General features: G+C 35.9%; 1 protein-coding gene. It reads right to left on the bottom strand.

The features are described from left to right. Positions 1-47: 47 nt before the first annotated feature. Positions 48-1259, bottom strand: a complete 1212-nt coding sequence (locus EO121_RS08550; RefSeq protein ID WP_127167425.1) for an ISL3 family transposase — start codon at positions 1257-1259, stop codon at positions 48-50. Positions 1260-1393 lie beyond the last annotated feature (134 nt).

Consider the following 1393-nt stretch of genomic DNA (forward strand, 5'->3'; position numbering starts at 1 on the left):
GGCTCTTTGTCAAATGTGGGGGCTACTCATATAAAAAGCTCTTAGCACTAGCTATTCAAATAGCTAGTGCTATTCTTTTGGCTTAATAGAAGTATACGAACTCTGAAGCGTTCAAAATGACGCAACCCATAACTTATTCTTTTTAATACTTTAATGTTATTATTACATCCTTCGGTAAACCCATTGGAATAGGGTAATACAAAGGCATTAACAATTTGAGGGAACCAACTAATAAAAGAAGTTTTAAAATTACTAAACTCTGGTAGATGACTGCTTTCTACTATCTTTAACCATAATTGTATATGCCTTTCTATGTTAGGTATGCTGTATGTCTTAAATATTTTTCTAAAGCCTAATCTAAGCCCATATGCCCGCCGTAGGTCATCGGATATACGCAATATTTCTAGCAGCTTTACTCGCTCATTTTCAGTTAATGTATCGGGATTCTTCATAAGAACCCTTCGGTTATATTTGAGCATTCTTGAGTGTGTTACTATTTGTTTTTGTTCACGCTTGCGTACGCGTTCAAGAGCCCAATCCACCAAGCGACACACGTGGTAACGATCTGCCACAATATGCGCATGAGAAAACATAGTTTGCATCACTAACTTAAATAGTGGACACATATCCATGACAATATATTTAACCTGTTCTCTAGCTTCCTTAGAAAAGGTTTTAAAGTATTGGATAAGAGCGCGCGTCTCTCGTTTAGGTAAAATATCCACCACAGAATGATTCCTCAAGTCGGTTATGATAACTTGGTACATTTGTCCTTCAGCATTTCCTTTATATTCGTCAATACCTAGTACCGTAGGTAATTGAGCAGGCTTTGGAATAGCTAGTTTCGAGCAATATCGAATGACTGTAGATACAGAAACGTCACTGCGTTTAGCCATCTCAGTAAAGGATCCTTTTTCGCCAAGTTGCCTAAATAGATATTCCAAATTAGATTTACTTAATCGCAAATAACGACTAACAAAAGGATTCTTTTCTATGAAAGTATGATTACATTCCTGACATTTGTAACGTCTTTGTAAGTAGGTTGCAGTCACTGTATGATGCTGCATAGCGCCAAATTTAACGTCTCTAGAGCGTTTGCCTTTAGACTTTCTAGTGCTCGCTCCGCAATGAGGACATACTTGCTCAGCTACCGGTATTTCTAGTGTAAAATGAACAGAACCATCCTCATTTACTCTTGTATGTTTAATATATTCCTCTTTAATTTTAAAGATAATTTCTGTATAATTAACTATAGACATATATGACTCACCCTTTCTTAATTGTGTGGTTACTTTTATGATACGGTATGAGTTTATATATGTCTATTTTATTGCAACAAAAAAATGTTGGTGACTACTCTTATATGAGTAGCCCCAACATTTATTATAGAGCC

It is taken from the genome of Veillonella sp. CHU732 (assembly GCF_003992085.1).
Taxonomy (GTDB): Bacteria; Bacillota; Negativicutes; order Veillonellales; family Veillonellaceae; genus F0422.

Bases quoted from the DNA above. Each gene is read 5' to 3' on its own strand.
- EO121_RS08550 (WP_127167425.1), bottom strand. From the start codon at position 1,259: ATGTCTATAGTTAATTATACAGAAATTATCTTTAAAATTAAAGAGGAA.